This is a genomic window from Leptospira sanjuanensis, from assembly GCF_022267375.1.
GTDB lineage: Bacteria > Spirochaetota > Leptospiria > Leptospirales > Leptospiraceae > Leptospira > Leptospira sanjuanensis.
Map to the genome: position 1 here is coordinate 2,850,099 of NZ_JAIZBH010000001.1, position 21,353 is coordinate 2,871,451.

The following is a 21,353-nucleotide window of genomic DNA, read 5'->3' on the forward strand; positions in this document are numbered from 1 at the left end:
TAGGAGATTGTTATGAACCGCAAATTCAAGATCGCATCGATACTTCTCTCGCTTACGATGACCGGAAGTTCGATCGTTCTTCTGAGTCAGGAATCGAAAACGGGAGACGCAAAGGTCGGCTTTTTATTAGGAAAAGCTCATGTTCAAAAGACCGGCAAAACCTCTTGGGAGCCTCTCAAATCGAACGATTTCGTGGACGAAGGAGATTTGATTTCCACCGGAAACGGGTCCAGGATCACCATCGTTTACAAGGGTTCCGAATTCAAGATTCAGCAGAACAGTAAGGTAAAACTCGCAAGTCTTCACGGTGAATCGAAGGACGGACGCGTCGAAGTGAATCAAGGTTTCGCCTGGTTCAAAATCGTGGGACTAAAAGGCAAAAAATTCGACGTGGCGACAGCGACATCGACCGCCGGCGTTCGCGGAACTTCCTTCTCCGTTTTATACGATCCGAAAACGAAGGATTCTTCCTTTTGCACCTGCGAAGGGAAAGTATTGGTCTCCGATTCGGAAGGAAAGGAAATTCTTCAGGAAAAGGGAAAAGGAACGTTTGTTTCTCCCAAAGATTCCGATATGAAGAAAGTTGAATATGAAGGAATCATAAAGAAGCTGAAAGCTCTGTCCGGTTTCGAAGCAAGATTAAAAAAGAACGTTTCCTTAAAGAACTGTCTTTCTTGTCACACTCCGGAAGGTTGGACTCCTCCCGACGACGTTCAGAAGGACGAGACCTACGGTAAACAATAAGTTTCTCTTTAACCAAAACCAACATCCGCTGTGCCCGGCTTCGGCCGGGTTTTTTTGTGCCCGAGAACCGCTTGACATCCGTTCGGCGGCGCCTTATACAATTCTCTTTCTTAGAAAAAAGGAGAAATTATGCACCCTGAACTACACATCAACTATCTGGCGGTCCTAGTTGCCGTCGTTGCGAACGTTATTATCGGCTGGCTCTGGTACGGACCGATCTTCGGTAAAGCCTGGATGAAGGAAATGGGCATTCCCTCTGATTTCGTTCCGAACTCGAAGGACATGTGGAAATCCATGGGGATTATGGTAATCGGTTCTTTTTTAACGGCATACGTTCTGTTTTATACCACGAACGTTTGGAGAGCGTCCTCTTGGAATGCGGGCGAAGACAGCCCCGCTTACGTCTACGGATTCTTTTCCGGATTTTACACTTGGCTCGGATTTTACGTTCCGATGTTGCTGAACGACGTGGCCTTCGAAGGCAGATCCTGGAAATTTTTCGGAATCGGCGCCGGATATAATTTTCTCGCCCTTCAAGCGGTGGCCATGATTCTTTCCTATTGGAGATAAATCCGAAACGTTCGGGCGCTTCTGCACGCTTGCAAAAAACGTAATATACGATACTACGCAAAAGGCGCGCAGACCAGGCTTGTTACGCGCTCCGGCTCTCGCCTTCGGTCGCCTCTTTCCGAGGCGACTGCTTACGCCCGCTCCACATCCTTAGCGCGAAGAAAATTAAAACATCGCTTCTATGATCGTTCGGCTACGGACAGGTAATCAAGACGCCCGGATCCGCAGCGGCAGGCCCCCCCGATGTTAAGCGAAGTCCTCCGAAAACGTACGGATACGGTTCCGTATCCACGATCGGCAGAGTATAAAGATAAGAATGTGTCGTTTTCGTAATGATTCCGCAAGCAGTTCCGTTGGTCGGATGCGTTAGCGCGGGCAAACTGATGCTCGCAGGAAGAGGAATCTCCTTCAACACGTTGTTGACCAAAGGAACGATCAAGGACGGAACCAGAGGATCCACCACGGAAAGAATTCCTTTCGGATCCAGACCGAACGGATTCGGCGCACCCGCTCCGGAAGAACCTTCCAGAATATCCAACGTGTAAGACAAGGTCGAACCGTTTGAAATTTTGATCTGCAACGCGTTGAGATTCGCATACGCGGGATTTCCCGTCGGATTGGAAAAGGTAACGAAATCGAAATCCGCAAGTCCTTTCAAACTCGCTCTGGCCGTGCTGATGAGATACGTGGAGTTATCCGCCCTCTTTCCTAAAATGGAAAGTTGAATATCGGTGAAGTTCACTTCCAATTTCGGTTTGGCGGTTCCCACAACCGGCTTTAACGTTCCGTTCGGAGCTTGAATCGGACTCACCTGAATGATGATATCGTCCGTTCCGCTGATCGCGGGAACAACCGCTCCCGTTACGGGATCGATTCCGATCAAAGACGATCTTCCCGGAGCGAGAATGTTAACGATCGGAGAAACCTTGATCAGCGATTCAGTCAATTGAAAGAGCGGATCGCTTCCCGCATACAGCTTGATCGTATCGATGAACGCTTTATCGATGCTCAGATCCAAAGCCCGGTTCTTCCAAAGATGATACGCGGCTTGTGTGATCGAGTCGACCGTCAAAGAAAGAAGAAGACCCGGATTGGCGTTGCTCTTGGAAAATTGATAGAGATTGCTCATGGCTCCGGTCGGCTTGCTGACTACGAAACCGCTCGTAACCTGATGCGAACGAGGAGAACCGATCGGACTTGCCGCGGAGATTCCGAGATCGATGGAACCCACGATTCCTTTGTTCAAACCGGTTACGCGCACTTGAGAATCCGCACCCAACTGAATCTTGATGTTCAACGCGAAGTTCGCCAAAGGCGCCGGAAGATAAGAAGGCAGAGCGATATTGACTCCCGGATTTTTCAAAGACCCGATGATGGAATTCAAAACGGACGGAGCCACGTCTTCGATAAAGTTGCGAAGCATCGAACGTGTGATAAGAGGAGTCAAAGCAGGAACCATTCCGTTCGCCGCTCCTTCCGTGGTTCCGGATAACCAACCCGCGATTCCGCTCGTCGTAGCTTCGAGAAGAACCGAATTCACTCTTCCGGTTCTATCCTTTACCGTAAGATTGTTCGACCAATCCGTCGTATTGAAGTTGGTCAAGTTCGTAATAGGAGTAAAAATGTTAAGCGAAGCGTCTCCGTTTGTATCTACGGTCAAACTCGCCTTTCCAGTCGTCGAACGATCCGCAGGCGGAGCGTCGTTGTAGTTCAAATATGCGGTCGTAGAGAATACGAAACGGTTTCCCGATCCGATTACTAAAAACAAGGAGCCCCGGCTTTTCGCGATCATAATCATGTCGACGGCGAGGGTTTTTCCCTTGAAGTCGAAACCCAATTCTCCCGTATTATTCGCGACCATCGAAACGCCGATGTTCTTGAGCCCGGGATAACCGGCGACGTTCGGATAAACGTTGATACCCGTGATATAAACGTCGATATCGAAGTCCGTGCAGTCCGTAAAGATCACGGTCGCGCAGCCTTCTTCCGTAAAACCTCCCGGGTTGTCCCCGGAGGGTCCGCAATAACCGTCTCCGAATCCCGTAGCGGAATCTCCATAGTACCGGATATATGCGGGCATGGTAAAACTTCCGATCCCATTGTAATCGATACAATAGCTCGATCTTCTCACGGTCGTTTTATCGGAATCGGCAAATTGATTGAAGGTCTTTCCGTTTACCTTAAAATTTCCCGCGGAGAATCGTTCGAGAACCTTCGACAAGAAAGGCATCGCCTGCGCCTGATCTAAAATCAACGATCCGCCGTTGACGATCGGATTGTTCGGCGTCGTATTAACGTTTCCGTAATTGAACGTAGCGAATCGTTTGAACACCTTTCCGGAAGCGACGGTGATTTCGTAATAATAAACGTTCCCTCCGATATAAGGAGGAATCGCCGAAGTCGAAAGATTGGTCGTAAACGTAGAACTCATGTTACACGGAGAATTGCAGATGTTGATTCCCGACGTGTTCGGATCTCCCATGTGTTTAAGCTGGATGGATTGAATCGAGTTCGCACCGACGACCGGATTGTTAAACGTGGAAGTCAGCGTCAACGTAGGAGTAGTCGCTTTGTTGAACGTGATATCGTTCGTTCCGCCGAGAGTGTTCGTCGTATTGATCTTGTTCGTCATCAAGTAGTCGGGTTCCGTGGTGAAACTCTGCGAATAGTTCGTAAGATCTCGGCCGTCGATCGTTTTGGACGCGCTCGTTAAACTGAGAGTGTATTGTTCGTTGGTTTTAAATTCCCGATACGGATCGAAAACCAAACGCGAACTGGAAGCCCAGTAAAAAACTCCTCCCTTTCCCGGACCGGGCAGAACTCCGGCGCTCGGAGATAGGGACAAATCCGCTTGAACGGTTGTCTTGTTCATAGGATGAGAAAAACGGATCTCGATACTTTTATAACGATCCACGTCTGACGTGGATGAAATATAAAGAATCGCCTCGGGCGCCGCGGTGCCGAAGTTGGCAGGAAGATCCGTGGGCGTGTCCGTCTCCGTGTAAGGAGCGACCACGTTAGCCGAAACCGAAGAGTCGGTCGCCACTCCGAAAAGGGATAAGACGCTGTTCAAAGGAGAATTCGCGTTTTTCTCTCCCGAACAAGCCGATACCAAACATACCGCGACCGAAAGAATTCCAGATAGAATTATGCGTTTCTTTCCGTTCATCTTGATTACCCCGTTCTTCTCTGTATTTATTCTCATCACTACTGCACCGAAAACATAAAGTTCATATCGTCCCACAACGTCGACGTAGGTTGATCGTTGTTCCAATTGTCATACATGTAAAAACCGACGGGTGAGAATTTTCTTCCCACCTGATAGATATCCGCCATCTGACGGATCAAGGTTCCCGTCGAAAATAAAAACGAACGGTTCGTATCTTCCTTGTTCTGAATGATATCCGACCTTAAGAAATTTTTCACGTCTGCGAACAGATCCCTCACCGCAAAGGAAGGATTCATAAACATCTTCGATTCAAGATAACTGAAAAAACCGCCGCTCTCAGCGAGATAATACCCCGTTCCATACAAGGGTCTTCCATACGGAGACATCGCTTCCAGAACGGGAGGGAGGCTTTGCGTGAGAATGTTGGTGATCGTATACGATCTCGTATTATCCGCGTTGTAAAAAAGGGAAGAAGCCAAATTCAACAATTGCGTAATGTCGGCGCTGCTCGGAGAAATATCCAAGAGAAGGTTCAGAAGAAAATCCAAACTCGCAACGATCGACCAGCCGGAACTTCTGGAAAGATAATCCTTAAACAAATTCACGACGTCGTCCACACCGTTCCACAAAGGATCGAATATGTTCGTTCCGTTGACGGTCGGATAGTTCGCAACTTTATCTCTCCATTCCGTGAACTTAATCTCGATGTTGAACTGGGTCGCTGTCGGAGTTTCCGCCGTAAGTTTGATTTCCCCCATCACGAGTTTCAAACCGTTAAAGACCTTCGTCTTAACGTTCACGTTAGCCGGAAGACCGAGTTGACCTAAGAATTTCGTAAGGCCGGTAAGAAGCTGCGTTTTACCGATTAAGTTCAAAGCCCCGTCTTGAAAGCGTCTCGTGTTTTCGGAAAGAACGCTGATCAAGGTTCTATATTCCTGAGCCCCCGAACTCGTGATCGGATAGTATTCCATCACCGAAGCGACCGGATTCCGAAAACCGTCCGCCATTCCCACGATACGAACCTGCGTAAAACTCGGAGGCGTCGGATTCGTAGGATTGGTCGCGGTCGTATCGGGACCGAAGAACACGAGAGGTCTGGAAAGAATTTCGGAAAGGTTGGTAAGAAGTGTATAAGGATTTTTGAATCCGGCGGTCTGTTGACCCGAGACCTGATCGTCCATCGCTTTTGCTAATGCGACAACGAGAGGAGTAAGGGTGTTTCTCTGACTCCAATTGCTGTTCACAAGATCCGGAATCACTTTCGTGGAGGTCGTAAAACCCAATCGTTCCAAAACGGGAACGTTCAGCGAAATCACGGGAGGAAGCATCCCGTAAATCAATTCCGGACTCGGAACGATCAGGGACCAAAGCGCAGGATAAACGAACGTAACTTGAAACGCCTGTTGACCGTCGGCGCCGAAACCCCAACCTTCCAAAAGCATCACCGAATCTCCCGGAATGCTGGAAAGATAGGTAAGATCGGAACCGGCGGCGCTGTATGTTTTAACGTAGTTCGCGTTGTCGATGGTCCAGCGGCCGTTGTCCGCCGCACAGGAAGTAGGATTGCAGTTCGGTTTGAGATTGAGCATCCCCACGAGACCGTTTCCGATCGCGGTGATAAACAAAGCCTCTTCGAAGGCGACCGTGGCCGCAAGTTTAGCGCGAACGGGAAGAACGGCGACAAAACGTTTTTCATACAAAAGCCACTGGAGATTTTTGTAGAACGCTTCTTCGTCGCTGTCCACCGCACGCTGGGAATCGGTCTTTTGAATTTCGGAGATCGTATAAAACGTATTCGGAACGTTCGCTCCGTTCTGATAATTACCGCGCAACCCGACGTATTTCGTGTTATTCGGAGCGGGCAGATTCAACTGAACCTCGTAGCTATGCGTCTGCCAAGTCGGCTGGAAGAGAGTTTCGCTCAGGTCGTTATTTCTTGTGATCGTTCCGTCCGGAGAAAGATAATTTCCCGCACCGTCTCGGCGTTTTTTGTTGTAATAAGGTCCGTATCCGCCGTAGGTCACGCGTTTGATCCAATTCAGAGCCCAGGGAAGCGTTTTGTTGTAAACGCGATCGAAGTTCGCCGCGGCCGGATCGGTAACGGGAGCGGTAATCCCTCTCGCATTGTCCTCCAAAAGGGAAAGAACGCGGCTGTTCAAATCGAAAGAATGAACCGCGCCGTCCCGAAAGACCTTATTGCTGGCCTTACTTAAATTTGTAATATTCTTAAAATTGAATGAATCCGGAGAACCCATCACCGACCTTAAGGAATGAATCGCGTCCCCTACGGTCAATTCTCCGCCCGTGGTTCCATTGATCCAATCGTTCCCTGTGGCTGTGGTATTCCAGCTAAAGCCGTAGTTATTAGCGATCGTTAGAACGACAAAGAGGGTTTCGAGAGCGGACATGGAACGGCTCGTTCCGTCGTAGGCGCGGTCCTTACCGTCCGCGTCGATTCGGATCAATTCCTTGAGAGAATTGTCCACGTTGGACGGTGCAACGGCAAAATCCAACAAAGCCAGATTTTCCGCCGTTTTTTGCAAAAGATTGACCGGTGTTGCGGTTAACGTTCCCGTATCCAAAAGACTGCGAACGATCTGAAACGATTCCATTAGAAACGATTTCAGTTCCGCAGGATGTAGAGGATCGCTGTAATCCGCGTTGTATTGCGCTCCTCCCGCCGTGAAATACTTATCCAAATTGAAAACCAATTCTTTCATCGCGGTGTTCGGAGTCTTGAAATCGCTGAAGCCCGCGCGTTTGAACATCATTTCGCCCAAGTCGTAGATGATGGAAATAAAACCGTCTTTGAGGGACCGATCCGCAACCAACACCGGATCAAAAAAACCGTTCAAAAGACTTTCCACTCCCGCCCTTGCGTTTGCGTTTGCGACCAAACCCTTGTAACCGACGTCTTCGATCTCCACTAAAAGATCGCGCGTGCTTGTGCTTTTTAAATCGGATGCAAATTGTTGAATAGACTGAGTGACTTGATCCTTCGTTTTGGAAAGATATTCCTGACGAATCGCGTTAGCCGAAATCGGAAGAAGATTCCGAACCACCGGTTTCGGATACGCGCGGATTTTTTCAAAAAGGGGCTGAACGGCGTCGTAAGCTCCGGGGTTCGTGGTTTCCATTTTTTCGATCAAAGAGGCGCCGTCGGAACTCAAGGTTTGTATGCTGGAACGGCTGACCAAAAGCGCCGACTGGGCGGCGCGGAGGGTTCCGAGATTGTCTTCCCGGCTTGCTTTGGCGAGGTTATCTCCCAAAGCCTTGTTGAAATCGACGGGATCTAAACTGACAAAAAAGCTTTTGAGAACGGGGAATCCGTTCAAAACAGTAAATAGGGAAATTCCATCGTATGAATTGACGTTATCAAAGAAAATATTGGTGTCGTATTTGGTGGATTGCGGCTTACATCCGAGAACTAAGAGGAGCGTAATCGGAAAAGCCATTAGAATTCTATAAAATAGAATTCTATTTTCTGAAAGAGCGAGGGCAAAGTTCGACTTTCGATTGCTGTTTGTTTTCAAATTCATCCCTAAGATCCTCTTCGTCGGTTTCCCTGGAGGCATTTCCCTGTAACGTTCGTTACGGAGATTTATATATATACTAAATTCTAATTATTTTGGGAATATATGCAATTGTTTTTTTATATCAATCGTTCAAATTTTATATCGATCGCTACAGTATATGATAAAAAGCTCATATTTAAAATAACGATTGTTATATTAAGGGCAAGGGCTTCTGGACACAAAAAGGGCCGGTCTCCCTAGGACGGAAGACCGGCCCTTCTCCGATTTAAAAATCGATGGAAAACCTAGGCACCGGCGCTTTGAGGCGCGTATTTCTTCTTGTAGATCGCATATCCGATTCCTCCCAAAAGGAGAACCAGCCAAATATACCAGAATTTAATCAGAAGAATGGTGATTGCCGTAATGACAAAGGCGATCACACCTAAAACGACCTTGATCAGACCGCTACCCAAATCTCCAAGAAACGGAATAAAGCTGAGTAAAGAAGTCAAAGGACCGGCCATCATCGTAAAGCTCCCGAACATCGCCAGAAAGCCGACAAATCTTCCGACCCATTTCATCGTGTTGTCATCGGACTTGATATCCGCCATCGTTTCCGCAAAACCTCCCACGCTCGCGTTCAAGAATTTATTTCCTTCCGAAGAAGTGAACTGACCGACTTTTGAACCCTTCACGTCTCCGATAAAGGTCATATCACCTTCCGGAATCGGAGTCACGGAAACCTTCACTCGTTCGCATCCTTCCTTTTCGGTTTCAGCACAAGCCTTGGAACTATGGAGATAACCGTCCGCATATACGAAACCGTTGGAAATGATTTCGTCCTCGTTCGCGTCTCTCGAAGAAACTTGTGAAGTGAAATCGACGTCGCTTAAATTCACCGAGTAATTCTTACCTTCCGCGGTGATCGTTCCGCCGTTCGCGGAATCCGATTGGTCTTTTACGGATTTTCTATGAAACGCTTTCGCACGACAACCGGAGAGCTTAAAGCTGGAAGGGTTTTCGGGTGAAGAAGTCCATTCCAAAACGCAGTTTCTCACTTCTTTCTTATTGCTCCCCGAACCTTCGGTCTTTACTTCTTCGTCCCAAGCATACACTTCGGAACTCACCGCATACGAAATATACGGACCCGATTTTACGAATTCTCCTCCGAGCGAGTTCGCCTTTAAGGTTCCCGTCACGTAAGAAGGCTGACCTTCTTTTGCCTGGCCCGCCGGAACCGCGTTCTTCAACGCGGCGCTCGCCTGTTCGCAGGTTTCCACGTTGTAAATAATGATAAACGACACCGGTAACAAGACGATTCCTGTAAGAATACTCTTAAACGAATTTCCCATTTGAGATAGGAAACCTACACTCTCCGTTGAGGACATTCCGTCCGGGCTTTCAAACGCCATTTTTTTTCTCCTTTCGTTGTTGGTGAGAATTTGCAGCCGCGCTTCTTTTTAATGCACGAATCCGATCTATGGGCGCGGCTGTAAGCTGTGAGAGTTTCCGGGGAATCCAAGGTTTGTAAATAATTTTTTATCCAAATCCGATTCGGAAATGGGAAGAATTTAGAACCGTCGTGCGAAAGAAAACGAGCCGAACTTTTTCGTCGTTCGTTACAAAAAACCTTTTTTCGGAAGAATTTAAAAAGAAGAAATGAGATTTGGATAAAACGAAGATGTCCGTGTCAGTTTCATTCCTTCCGTTCTTTCTTTTATATCTTCCGATTCAGATCTTGTTCGGGAGCAAGGGCTTGGGCGGATTTTCACTCGCAGGGATTTTGATTCTTTGCGTGTTTTTGCATTGGGCGGACCGGAAATACGGACATCCTTTTTTTCGTTCCTTAAAAATTTCACCGATCGTTTTCATCTCGTATTGGTCCGCATTCGTTTTCGCGGAAGGAATTTTTTACACGCAAAGGGCGGCCGAGTCGTTTCTGTTAGGCGACTTGGATTACGCGGCTCAGTTTAGAATGATTCTTCCGGGAATCGACAAAACGTTTTTTCAAACGCAATACTATGGAACCGAAGAGAATGCGAATTTTCTTTCGCATCACATGTCGCCCGGAATTCTTCTGTTAGCGCCTTTTGCGATGTCGTTCGGCTCCCCTCTCGGTTTAGGAATCGGAGTTTTTTTCTTTATCTCGATTTCGATTCCTCTTTTGTATTTCTATCTCCTGGCCTCTTCCGTCCCGAAAGAAATTGCTCTTTGTGCTTCTTTGCTTTGGGCCGGTTCTTCCGGCTTGTATCGGCTTGGACATTCCCTTCACTTTGAAGCCTTGGTTCCTTTCTCGATCCTATGCGTTTTAATCGGCGTTCAAAAAGAAAAACATTGGATGACCGTTCTCGGACTCGTTTTCTTTTTAGGAATTAAAGAAGACCTTTCTTTTTACTTGGCCGCACTTTCCGCAGGACTCCTACTTGCCGATCCGCGGAAAAGAAAAGAATGGATTTTCGTTTTGAGCGTCTGTCTTATTTATTCTTTTCTCATCCGCCCGTATTTAAGCGGACTTGCGGGAAGTTCCGCACAAAGAAACTGGAAAGAATATTGGGGACAAGCGGCTGCAAATCCGCTTTGGGCCGCGTTTTCGTATATTCAAAAACCGGAAAGTATTTACTCTTATTGGAAAGGAGTTCGGGATCTCAGCCTGGAATGGGGATTTTGGAATTGGACCGGAGGATGGTTGCTGGTTCCGTTTTTCTGTTTGTATTCCGCGTTTCGACTTTCGGTGCATCCGTGGGTTCGGGATCTCTACAGCTATTACGTATATCCTTTGATTCCGTTTTTGATTCTTTTTTTAAGAACCGGTTCCACTTGGATTCAAAATGCCGGAAACGATTTCAAACCTTCGCGAGAATCCGAATCTTCTTTTATCCGCCGTATCGGATTTTTAAAACGAATTCCGAAAGAACGGAAAATTTTCGTTCTTCTTCTTTTAACTTTCGCATTCAGCGTTTACAGAAACGCGAAAGAAAACGAATATCCGATTCCCTTGCAACCGCAAACGAGCAAAGCGAAAGAACTCGAAGAAGTTTTAAAATCGATTCCCGCGGGAAATTCCGTATCGGCAGGATTTCATCTTTCTCCGTTCGTTTCGCCGGACAATCCGGTATATCCGATCCGGGAAAACAGGGAATGGAAAGAATGGATCGTGCTCGATCATCGATACAATTCTGCGTATCTTTCCTCGGAACTGATTTTGCAAAGAATTCAGAGAGACGTTCGCAACGGAAAGATCGAACCCGTTTTAACCACGAAAAATTTCGGTTTGTATAGGCGAAGTGCAAGTCCGAAACGTTAAAAGCGATTCTTACTTACAATATTCCTTCAAACGTTTGCCGGAATCTTGGTATCCGAGATCCAAAGACTTTCGAAAGTCCTTACAAGCAAGCGGTGTCTTTTTTAAAAAAACATACGCAAGACCGCGGTTGTGATACGCGACTTCGTCGTTCGGATTGAACGACAAGGTCTTCGAATAACTCGCTACTGCTTCCGCATATTTCCCGAGCGCGTATTGCGCGTAACCGAGCTCGAAAAGCGCGTATGCGTTCTTCTTATCCAAGTTCACGGCTTTCCGCGCCGACTCCAAACCCGCCGTATAATCCTCGTCCTTGTTTTCGCAGCGCGCCTTATGTCCGTAGAGTTCCGAGTTTTTATTTTCACCGAGATCGATCGCCTTTTGAAAATCTTCGATCGCCTGCATACAATCGTCGATCATCTCGTTTCCGTATCCTTTGTAAAGATAGGCTGACGTTTTGTTCGGATCCAACTCGACCGCCTTATCGAAATCCTTAACCGCATCTTCGTATTGTTTCATGGTATAACGCGCAAGACCGCGGTTGTAATAACCGGAAGCGTCCCCCGGAACCAATTCCAGATATTTGGAATATTCTTCGACGGCCTTTTGATATTCTCCCCGTTCGTTGGCTTGATACGCACGATTAAAAACCTCGCTCGGATCTTCTCCGGAGGTTGTGCCGGTGGAGGAAGGCACGTTCGTATCGGAAGAATCGGCGGAACCGGAAGAAGCCATGCTCGTTTTGATTTCCTGAACGGCGGTGAGGATTCCGCTGAGAGCGTTTTCGATCCAAGAAGGTTGAGCGACGACGGCGGGATCGTTCGGATTCGGTTCTTTTGAACCGGGAAATACGATGCTAAGAAGAAGAATGATAATTCCGAGGATTAAAAACCAACCGAGTATTCTATTTGCCATCAGGTAATAGAAATCAAATTCCTCGAGAATTCAACTTTTTATTGAACAAAAAATTTCCGAAACCCGCTCGGATTTTCCGTTTTTTTTCGAAATAGAAAAGCCGGATTGATCGAAAACCTAAATTTATTTTTTGGGAAGAATCACATGAAAGATAGTTCTACCCGGTTCCGATTCGAGCTCGATTCTTCCTTCGTGTTTTTTTACGATCCTTCTGGAAATATCCAAACCTAAGCCGCTTCCTTCTCCCGGTCCTTTGGTCGTAAAAAACGGATCGAATATCTTTTCTCGCACGTCGGACGGAATCCCGGGTCCATTGTCTTGAATGGAAACCTTGACTTCGTCCTTTCGATCTCCGATGGAAATTTTGATCTTTCCTTTAAACCGCATCGCCTGCAACGCGTTGTAGATGAGATTGGTCCAAACCTGCACAAGATCGTCCGGATAGGCTTCGATCGTAGGTCGGGTCGGAAAGTCCAATTCCACATCCACACCGCTTTTGATTTTATTATGATAGATCGTTAGAACGGTTTCGATGTTCTCCGCAAGATCGGTGAGAACCTTTCCTCTGCTTTCCTCCGTATCGATATGCGCGTAGTTTTTAAGAGCATATACGATTTTGGAAGTACGGTCCACCGCCAATCGGATCGATAGGATATTTCGATACGTATGAATTTCTTCCAATGCGAATTTGATCAACGGATAACGCGCCGGATCGGAAAACAATGGGGAGAATTCTTCCAATGCAAGTGGAAGTCCGTTGTCCAAAAGGCGATCCGCAATATCGTGCGGATTCTCGAATCCCAACTCGATCAACTTCGATTTGATCGAAGCCATCGCGGCCTTTTTGTTTTCTCGGGATAACATCGCTTCCTTACTTTCGATCCCTCTGCGGATCAATTCCGAAAGATCGTGAATGAATTCCGAACTCGCCTTCCCGAACTCGGGACTCAACGTTTCCATTCGATCCGCGGAAGAATTCAAATACGCGCGGAGTTCGCCGCTGAGGGCCGCGATTGCGCCTAACGGGTTGTTGATCTCGTGTGCGATCCCCGCGACGAGTTGTCCGAGCGCGGCCATTTTTTCGGAAAGAATCAGTTGTTCCTGAGTTTTCTGAAGATTCTCCAAAGCCTTTGCCAATTCGGAAGTTCTCACCTTGACGGCCTTTTCCAATTCTTCCTTGGCTTCCTTTCTTTCCGCATTCAATAAAAGCTGAGTGACTTGTTCGGCGACCGTGACGACGAATTGTTTTTCATATCCTTTCCAACGTCTCTGTTCTCCGCGGTGTTCGAGACAAACTACCCCTTTGATTTTCCCCCGAAGAAAAAAAGGCGCGTCGAGAAGAGAACTGATCCCGTTCGGTTTGCTATACGTTTCCGCAAGTTCGGCAGTTCGCGGATCGTGAATCACATCGGACGCGTCCACGAAACGATCGCTTCGAATCGCCTCGAAATAAGTCGGATAATCGGACATGTCCAATTCGACCCGAGACATATAAGTCTGATCTTTCCGATCCCAACCCGCAAACATCGTCCATAGGTTCGGGTTTTCTTTCGGAAAGATCCAGATTCCGACCCGGTCGCAATCCGCCACTTCCGATACCATAAGAACGATTTTTTTCATTCCGGCTTCGAGATCTCCGGACGCGAATTCCGAATCGGTCGCTATCTCCATCAGCGCCTGCGCGTGTAAGGCGATTCTTCTTGTTTGTTCCTCGCGTTCCCTTGTGGCGATCTTTTGTTGAGTTATATCTCTTGTGATCGCGATGGCGATCGGTTCCTCACCGATCTTAATTCGTCTTGCGGAAAACAGAGTATCGACGACCTCTCCGCTTTTCTTTTTGAATTGAACTTCGTAATCTCGGATGATTCCTTCGTCTCTGAGAATCGAGACGACCTTATCCCTTTCCCGAGGATCGTTCCAGATGCCTATGTCGATCGGAATGTTATCGATCACTTCCTCTTTGGTATATTCGAGCATCTCGGAGAAGCGTTCGTTGACTTGAACGTAACTTCCATCGGAAAGATTGTTGATCGTAATCGTATCGGGATTCATCTCGAAGATCATTTCGAACAGATCCTTGCTTTCCTGCATCTTTGCGAAATATTCATTCCGTTCGAGCTCCATCGCTTTTTTATCCGTTACGTCGATGAGGAGCGCGAGCAGCATCGGTTTTCCGTCCAACTGGAAAACTCTGTTTCCCGATAATACGTGTTTCACGGTCCCGTCCGAGGTTTGAATCGTGGCCTCGAGGCTCGCGGTCCAACCTTTTTCCTCCAATTCCTTTTTGAGTTTTGCCCGATCGATCGGAGTTCTCCAGATTCCGAGTTCCATCGAAGACTTTCCGATGATCTGTTCTCTCGTATAACCGATCAGATCGCAATAAGACTGATTGATCTGTCGATAAATTCCGGTTTCCAATTCGGAAAGGGAGACCGCTGCGGGCGTGAGTTGAAAGAGTTTTTCAAAAAGGTCTTTGCTCAGACGAAGTTCTTCGTCCAATCTTCTTCGGTCTTCCTCCGACTTTTTCTTTTCGGAGATGTCGGTCGCAAGAGAGATAACCTGCTTTCGTCCGTTGATTTCTATGATTCTCGCCGAATAAAGAATCGGAACGATTTCCCCGTCCGAAGCTTGATAAACGGATTCGAGATTTTTCACTTCTCCCGTTTTGGAAAGAGCTTCGTAGACTTCGGCTCTGAAATTTCCGGACTTATCCCAGATATGAATTTCGGGAGTCGTCTTGCCGATCACTTCTTCCCGAGTGCGTTTTGCCATTTCGAGAAATCGTTCGTTTACGTCGACGATCGTCTTTTCCTCCCAATCGGTGACGACTAACGCGGAAGGAACGAGCTGAAACAATTTCTGAAAGAGGCTTTTGTTTTTTTCGAGTTCCTGTGCGAGATTTTCCAGATTGGAGGCCGATTCCCTGAGATCGGAAATATCGTGACCGATGGAAAGAATTTTTTTCTCCCCGAAGGATTCGATCATTCTCGCGGAAAATAAGATCGTCTTAATCGCGCCGCTGAAAGTTTTCAACTTAACTTCAAGGTTTTGTACGATTCCTTTCTCCCTCAAATTTTGAAAAATCAAAGCCCGATCGTCGAGGTTGTAGTAAAACCCGAGATCGAGAGGGGTTTTATTCAATACTTCCTCTTTTGTTTTGCCTAAGTATTCCAAAAACCTTTCGTTTACTTCTAAATACGTACCGTCCTCTTTCGACAACGTAATCGCGGACGGATTCATCCGAAAGATCTGACTGAGGATCTCTTCCTTTTCACGGACCTCGTCCAAAAGTTTTTGTTTTTCCCGTTCTTCCTTGATCCGATCCGTCATCGGAACGGTGATGCTTAAAAGAGCGGTCTTTCCTTTGTATTCGATCGGCTGCGCGGAAAAGAGCGCCCAAAATTCCTTTCCTTTCGTGGTTCGAAACGGAATCTCCACTCCGTCCACGAACCCGTCGCGTTTCATGATCGAGACGATCGTTTCTCGAACCTGCGGCGAAAACCAAACGCCGAGTTCCAAGGTGGTCTTTCCTACGAGTTGATCGTGGTCGTATTCGATCTGTTCGCCGAACTTGCGGTTTACTTCGAGAAGTTTTCCCGATCCGATTTCGGAGATCGCCATCGGAAACGGATTGAGAACGAAAATTCTCCGCAGAGCTTCCCAGCCTTCCTTAATTTCATCGTATAATTTTTCGCGGACTTCTTCGTTTCGTTTTTGTTCGGAGATGTCGCGGATGATTCCCCAAATCGCGACCGGTTTTTTGGAATCGTCCTGAAGCACGTACGTCTTGACGCAGATCGGAATCGGACTTCCGTTCTTACGAACGTATTCTTTTTCGAATTCCTGAGAATAACCGGAAGAAAGAAGATTCTCTTCGAAAATTTTTTGTTCCACCGAATTCCAATGGGAAGGAATTAAGGACCAAAAGCTCATTCTCTGCAGTTCTTCCAGAGAATAACCGGTAAGAATCTGAAAGGCCGGATTCGCTTCCAAAAAATTTCCTTCAAGATTTGCGATCGCGATTCCGTCCCGACTGGTTTCGAAAATCTGCCGAAAGAATTCGGAATTAAGCAAATTTGAATCTAAGGTTTTCATGGGTCGGGCGACGTTTCCGCTTCTATTTAAAAGACGTTTAAATATTAAAGAGAACTCGGAAAAGGAAAAACCATTTTACCTAAGATTTTCTATTTTTTCGCGCTTCGGTTTCGTTTACGGACCGGTAACGCAGCGAAGATACCAGTTCGAACTTTTTCCATTCCCGCCCATAAGCCCGCTCGTAAAGAAAATCGCAAATCCGTAGGTCAGATTGTTTCTCGCCGTGGACGAACTCCAATAGTATTGGGAAACGGTTCCCGGAAAATACGTCGAACTGATCGCAGGAGTAACACCGGAATAATCCACGATGCTCAGAAGTTCGTTGATGTTCGGCAATCTCCAACTTTTTCCCGCGAGAGAAAGAGAGGTGCAATAACTAAGCGCACCTTGCCAAGTGTTCGTTCCGCCCGAACCCGCACCGCCTTGCCAAATCAAACCGGTTCGATTGTCCGTAACGGTTCCATCACCGTTGTTCGTGTAAGAAGGCGTGGAGAGGGAAGTTCCCGAAACGCAGCGAACTCCATACGGACTGATTCCGTAATTCAACTGATCGTAAAAACCCGCGTTGATTTGAATATGCCAGCCCGTTGTGGAAGGGCTTCCCGAATACGGAGTATCGGAAATAAAATTCACGCTCGGGCTTCCCGGAAACGCGGAAGAATCCACGGCCGTATTGCTTTCGATATTCGCGAATCGTTCGAGTTCGAAGATCGAAGGCATCCTCCAAGTGGTGATTCCCGCATATCCCGCCCCCGAGTTTTGCGCGTTCAACGCCGCACAATAAGTCGGCGCGCTTGCGTACGTAGTCGCGGTCGCGGTTCCAGTCGAGCAAGAAGGTCCGCTCAATCCTTCGGCACAGGTTTTCCAAATAAGACCGCGCACCGCATCCAAGGTCGTATAATCGTTCGTATAAACCGAGTGAGCCGTGGGACCGATATAACTTCTGTTAGACGGAAGATCCAGGAAGTCACCGTCCTGACGCGGATAGGTTCCGTTACCGCAGGAGATATTGGTGGTTGTATCGTAACAGAGCGTTTGTCCCGTATCGGAAATCTTATCCGGAAAAATCGACGGTGGAATCGGAGGAAATACGCAGGAAGAATTTTGCCCGAGAGCGCAGCGAACGATCACGCTGTCCCACCAAGCCTTGGAATACGGGATTTCGGGATTGTATGGTTCCTTTCCGGGATCACAGGCGATCAAAAACAAAAGCACGGATAAAAGAAGAACCCGGTTCATACTTCTATTTTAGCCGACCCGCCAAAAAGACGGTCAACATTTTTTTGACAAACGAAAATTTTAAACCGACATCGGTCTTTTTATAATTTCGAACTGTCGAAAAACCGCGGCAATTCGGCAAGAAAAAACTTAAACGTGTCTTTCTTTTTGCCGAAATGGGCGCGTTGTACGTTCCCGAAAATTCGATGTGTACCGATCGGAAAGACTTCTACGGATCAGCTTACGACGGAGCCGTTGTTTTCCTGAATGACGTGGCCGTCTTCCAAGATCATTCGGATCAAACGCGTCATTTCCACGGAGTATTCCACGTTGAGGTGTTTGGTCACACCTTCGCAGAATCCGTTGATGATGAGAAGTTTCGCGTCGTCTTCGGACAATCCTCTCGACTGAAGATAAAACAGTTGATCTTCGTCGATCCGCGAAACGGTAGCTTCGTAGTTGAGCGTTCCGTTTTGACCGGAAACGTCGTTGTATGGATACGCGTGCGATTGGGAACGATTGTCCATCATCAAACCGTCGCACTTAACGTGAGAGTAAGAATTTTCGGATCCTGCGGTGAACTTAACAAGTCCTCGGTAGGAGTTGATTCCTCCGTCGAGAGAAACACCTTTTGCTAATATATTGCTTCGAGTATTTTTGCCGACATGAATGATTCTCGCGCCGGTATCCTGAATCTGCCCTCCGCCCGCAAACGCAAGAGATAGGATATCCCCCGTGGAATGGTCTCCTTGCAGAACGATTCCCGGATATTTGACGGTGTTCGCTCCGATGTTCACGTCCGTCCAAGTGATATGCCCTCTTTCGTGGCATAACCCGCGTTTGACGGTCCAGTTGTACATGTTCTTCTTCCAGTTCTGGATCGTCGTATAAAAGATCTTCGCGTTTTTGTGAGCGATGAGTTCTACAACCGCCGTATGGAAGTTCGTGCCCTTGTCTTGAACGGAGGAACAACCTTCGGAGTATTCGATCTCCGCTCCTTCATCAGCAATCAATAATGTTCTTTCATACTGACCGGAAGAAGCCGCGGTGACTTTGAAGTAAGCTTGAAGAGGCATCGGAGTTTTCACTCCCTTGGGAACGAACGCGAACGAACCTCCCGAAAAAACACAACTGTTCAACGCGGAAAATTTGTTGTCTCCCACGCTGACGACCGTTCCGAGATATTTGCGTACGATGTCCGGATATTCCCGGATTGCGGTGTCGATGTCGCAGAAAAGAATTCCGAGTTCGGTTAATTCTTTTTTTACGTTCGCGTAAACGGTTTCGGAATCGTTCATCGCTTCGATTCCGGCGAGATACTTGCGTTCGTGTTCCGGGATTCCGAGTCGTTCGAAGGATTTTAAGACTTCGGGATCGACCTCGTCCCAGGATTTTTTCTTTTGTTGATTGGAGCCGATGTAGTGCGTGTAAGAATCGATGTCCACGTTGAAGTTGGGAAAAAATCCCCAAGTCGGCATGGGCTTTTGTTCGTAGATTTCAAAGGCTTTGAGACGGAATTCCGTGAGCCAGCCCGGCTCGTTCTTAATATGAGAAATGGATTCGACGACTTTGCGTGTGAGGCCTTTCGGAAAATTATCGGGGCGGTAAAAGCGATCTTCGTTGGCGGATTGTTTTTCCAGAACTTGTTCCATTTTCCGTTTCCTCCCGATATTAGACTCCCGTTGAGCCTACTTCGTCTCTCAAGTGCCAGAATCCGCAGGCGAGCGCCTGCGGACAGAAAAAAATCCGTGAACTTAGTTCACTGCGGAGAAATAGTCTTTGGATTTTTGAGGATCCGCAACCATCGTTTTCTTTCCTTCATCCCAGTTCGCAGGGCATACTTCGCCGTGTTTTTCCACGAATTGGAACGCTTTGATCAGACGAATCGCTTCGTCGATATTACGTCCCACAGGAAGATCGTTGATGGTCGCCTGACGGATCACTCCCGCTGGATCGATGATGAAGGTTCCTCTCAACGCGACTCCACCATCGGTAAGAACGTTGTAGTCTCTGGAGATGGACTTCGTAAGATCCGCGATCAGAGGATACTTAATGTCTCCGATACCGCCTTCTTTTTTCGGAGTATTCTTCCATGCCAAGTGAGTGAATGCGGAATCCACGGAAACGCCGAGAACTTCCGCTCCGAGTTTTTTGAATTCAGCGAGCTTGTTATCGTATTCGATGATCTCAGTCGGGCAAACAAAGGTGAAGTCGAGCGGATAGAAGAATAGAACCACCCATTTTCCTTTGTAGTCGGAAAGTTTAACTTCCTTAATTTCTTTTCCAAGAACAGCTTCCGCTTTGAAATCCGGCGCAAGGGATGTAACCTGAGGCATTTTGTCTCTCCTTTTGAATTTTGATTTTGAAACTTAGACCCTTCCATACTATCGGCTTCCCCCCCGGAAGCAAATATTTTTTAGAATCATTCTAATTTTTTTTCAATTCTAAAAAATGGACGGAACTCCGGCCCCCGCGCTGAAGAAGCAGATTCCGTCGGATTCAAGTCGTATGAGTTCCCACATTTTTCCCGAAAATGCCGAATCTTCTTGGGAACAAAGAAAACCCAGGGTCCGTCCCGATTTGTGGGAACTACCACAAATTTAAGAAACCGGCAAGGCTTCCCATTCCGGTCGTAAAATGCTCATCTCAAATCCGGACCAAAACCCGTCCTTGAATCGAACGAAATCCCGGTTTAAACCTTCGATCCGAAATCCGACTCCGACATTCTGATAACAGGCGATTGCGGCCGGTTAAAATCATACACGTTCAAAGCTACCCGGTGCAATCCGAGATCCGTAAAACGAATCCGCAAAAGAAGTTTAACCAATTCCTTGCCCATCGCTTTTCCACGCGACTCGGACTTGCCGATCAAAAGCCGCGACAAACGAGCGGACTCCTGTTCCAAGTTGATCGAGGCAAGTTCGCAATAACCGATCCTTTCATCGGAACTTGTTTCAATCATGCGAAATGCCTTACGATCGACGGCCCGGAGATTCTCCAGAAGCTGTTCTTCGGTTAAAGGAAAACGAAACTTAGGACCGGAAAATTGCGGCAACGACTCCTTGAGTATCTACCCGGGAAATCAACAGGGGAATATCGTTGGTCTCGAACGGTTCTAATCGTATCATGACATACGGAAGAATTCTCGAAAAAGAATTTTAGAAAAGTCTAATTTTTATGGAAACAGCGCTTTTGATTCTTCTTTGCTGCACGACCTTGATCGGACCCAGAACCGGAGTCTACGACAAGGAACTCAACTATTGTTCTCCGAGACCGAACTGCGTCTCCAGTCAAAGTTCTTCGTATAACTTCATCCATCACATAGAACCCTTCCGCTACAAAGAAGAAAAGGAAGAAGCCTTTCAAAAACTCAAAGAAAAACTCGAACAGGCCGACCGCGTCAGCGTTTTGGAAGTCGACGGTTATTATATCAAAACCCGCTTTTATACCAGGGTTTTTCATTTCCCGGACACGGTGGAATTCTTATTTGATGAGAATGACAAGGTCGTTCAGATCCGCTCGGAATCCATCCTAGGTTTGTTTGATTTTCTTGCGAACCGAAGAAGGATGAACAACCTCCGCGAAGAACTCGGCTGGGAATGAAAAACACGAAGTCGTTTAACAAAAATTAAATCGTTACTTACAGCTTGTCCCGAAACTTATTTCTACTTGGATCGAAAGACAAACTCCAAGTTCCCATCCCTGACACTGCGATCCGTAGAGAGCAGTGTCGCTGAGTTTCTCACTGCGATCCGTAGAGAGCAGTGGCGCTGAGTTTCTCACTGCGATCCGTAGAGAGCAGTGGCGCTGAGTTTTCTTTGGAACA

At 47.3% G+C, this 21,353-nt stretch carries 13 protein-coding genes; 4 read left to right on the forward strand and 9 right to left on the reverse strand.

Annotation, left to right across the window (positions count from 1 at the left end):
- Window positions 1-12 precede the first annotated feature (12 nt).
- Both LFX17_RS12785 and LFX17_RS12790 read left to right on the forward strand, forming a co-directional pair.
- Window positions 13-744 (forward strand): FecR family protein, encoded by a 732-nt coding sequence (locus LFX17_RS12785; RefSeq protein WP_238730593.1) that lies wholly within the window; start codon window positions 13-15, stop codon window positions 742-744.
- 129 nt (window positions 745-873) lie between these two features.
- On the forward strand, window positions 874-1,314 hold the full coding sequence (locus tag LFX17_RS12790; protein WP_238730594.1) for a DUF1761 domain-containing protein: 441 nt from the start codon (window positions 874-876) through the stop codon (window positions 1,312-1,314).
- Between the two features lie 193 nt (window positions 1,315-1,507).
- Here LFX17_RS12790 and LFX17_RS12795 read toward each other — a convergent pair whose 3' ends face one another.
- From LFX17_RS12795 to LFX17_RS12805, 3 genes are all read right to left on the reverse strand, one after another.
- Complete coding sequence (locus LFX17_RS12795) at window positions 1,508-4,519, reverse strand: Ig-like domain-containing protein (protein WP_238746984.1); 3,012 nt, start codon at window positions 4,517-4,519, stop codon at window positions 1,508-1,510.
- 2 nt (window positions 4,520-4,521) lie between these two features.
- Entirely contained in the window at window positions 4,522-8,022 is a 3,501-nt protein-coding gene (locus LFX17_RS12800; protein WP_238746987.1) for a hypothetical protein, read from the reverse strand.
- A gap of 281 nt (window positions 8,023-8,303) precedes the next feature.
- On the reverse strand, window positions 8,304-9,410 hold the full coding sequence (locus tag LFX17_RS12805) for a TMEM43 family protein (protein ID WP_238730597.1): 1,107 nt from the start codon (window positions 9,408-9,410) through the stop codon (window positions 8,304-8,306).
- Window positions 9,411-9,679: 269 nt separating this feature from the next.
- Here LFX17_RS12805 and LFX17_RS12810 point away from each other — a divergent pair, with 269 nt between their 5' ends.
- Complete coding sequence (locus LFX17_RS12810) at window positions 9,680-11,302, forward strand: DUF2079 domain-containing protein (RefSeq protein WP_238746989.1); 1,623 nt, start codon at window positions 9,680-9,682, stop codon at window positions 11,300-11,302.
- Between the two features lie 9 nt (window positions 11,303-11,311).
- Here LFX17_RS12810 and LFX17_RS12815 read toward each other — a convergent pair whose 3' ends face one another.
- From LFX17_RS12815 to LFX17_RS12840, 6 genes are all read right to left on the reverse strand, one after another.
- Window positions 11,312-12,214 carry a tetratricopeptide repeat protein gene (locus LFX17_RS12815; protein WP_238746991.1) on the reverse strand — a complete coding sequence of 301 codons (903 nt, stop codon included), beginning with the start codon at window positions 12,212-12,214 and terminating at the stop codon, window positions 11,312-11,314.
- A gap of 123 nt (window positions 12,215-12,337) precedes the next feature.
- Complete coding sequence (locus LFX17_RS12820) at window positions 12,338-16,309, reverse strand: PAS domain S-box protein (RefSeq protein ID WP_238730600.1); 3,972 nt, start codon at window positions 16,307-16,309, stop codon at window positions 12,338-12,340.
- Between the two features lie 114 nt (window positions 16,310-16,423).
- The gene (locus LFX17_RS12825) at window positions 16,424-17,548 is read right to left on the reverse strand and encodes an Lcl C-terminal domain-containing protein (protein WP_238746993.1); all 1,125 of its coding nucleotides are present in this window, start codon (window positions 17,546-17,548) and stop codon (window positions 16,424-16,426) included.
- Window positions 17,549-17,763: 215 nt separating this feature from the next.
- Window positions 17,764-19,179: a Fe-S cluster assembly protein SufB gene (gene sufB, locus LFX17_RS12830; protein WP_238730602.1), complete on the reverse strand. Its 1,416-nt coding sequence runs from the start codon at window positions 19,177-19,179 to the stop codon at window positions 17,764-17,766.
- 102 nt (window positions 19,180-19,281) lie between these two features.
- On the reverse strand, window positions 19,282-19,863 hold the full coding sequence (locus tag LFX17_RS12835; RefSeq protein ID WP_118956404.1) for a peroxiredoxin: 582 nt from the start codon (window positions 19,861-19,863) through the stop codon (window positions 19,282-19,284).
- 356 nt (window positions 19,864-20,219) lie between these two features.
- The gene (locus LFX17_RS12840) at window positions 20,220-20,582 is read right to left on the reverse strand and encodes a GNAT family N-acetyltransferase (RefSeq protein ID WP_238746994.1); all 363 of its coding nucleotides are present in this window, start codon (window positions 20,580-20,582) and stop codon (window positions 20,220-20,222) included.
- 122 nt (window positions 20,583-20,704) lie between these two features.
- Here LFX17_RS12840 and LFX17_RS12845 point away from each other — a divergent pair, with 122 nt between their 5' ends.
- Complete coding sequence (locus LFX17_RS12845; protein WP_238746995.1) at window positions 20,705-21,130, forward strand: DUF1499 domain-containing protein; 426 nt, start codon at window positions 20,705-20,707, stop codon at window positions 21,128-21,130.
- The last annotated feature ends 223 nt before the right edge of the window (window positions 21,131-21,353 follow it).